Origin of the sequence: Haloferax sp. Atlit-12N (genome assembly GCF_003383095.1) — an archaeon.
In the GTDB taxonomy this organism is placed as follows: domain Archaea; phylum Halobacteriota; class Halobacteria; order Halobacteriales; family Haloferacaceae; genus Haloferax.
In genome coordinates this window covers 1-450 of sequence record NZ_PSYW01000096.1, presented here as the reverse complement: position 1 = coordinate 450, position 450 = coordinate 1, and the positions used below count along the sequence as shown (strand labels likewise).

Genomic DNA, 450 nt, shown 5'->3' with positions numbered 1-450 from the left:
CTGGACTTTGTGAGGTTGGTGGACAGAAATCGGTATCAGGACGTTCTACACATTGCTGTTCTATCCAGCGGGCTGCCACTGTAGCCATCTGTGCACGCGTAATCGAACCGTTTGGCTGAAAACTTGTTGCAGTAATTCCTTTAAATAGTCCTGTTTCTGTTACAAATTCTATAGCATCTTTAGCATCATGCTTCACAGTATCCGTAAATGTTGCACTTGCCTCCGGGATGTCATTGTTAGTTATATGACGTGCAAACATACTCGCCATTTGTGCGCGTGTAACAGGAGCATTTGGACGGAAGGTATCATCTTGATAGCCTTGAATGTAAGGTAGATGGGTAACACCCTCAGTAATTGGCTCCTTCACTTCTTCTTCCTTCTCTGGTAAGTAGAGAATGGAGAAGGTGGAGAATTTATTCACCTCAAACTGTAAACCTGTTATTCCCTTTT

1 protein-coding gene is annotated in these 450 nt (G+C 43.3%); it reads right to left on the bottom strand.

All coding sequences use genetic code 11. The features are described 5' to 3' along the window. A partial coding sequence (locus C5B90_RS20180; protein ID WP_148708287.1) for an S-layer homology domain-containing protein occupies positions 1-450 on the bottom strand: 450 nt, incomplete at both ends.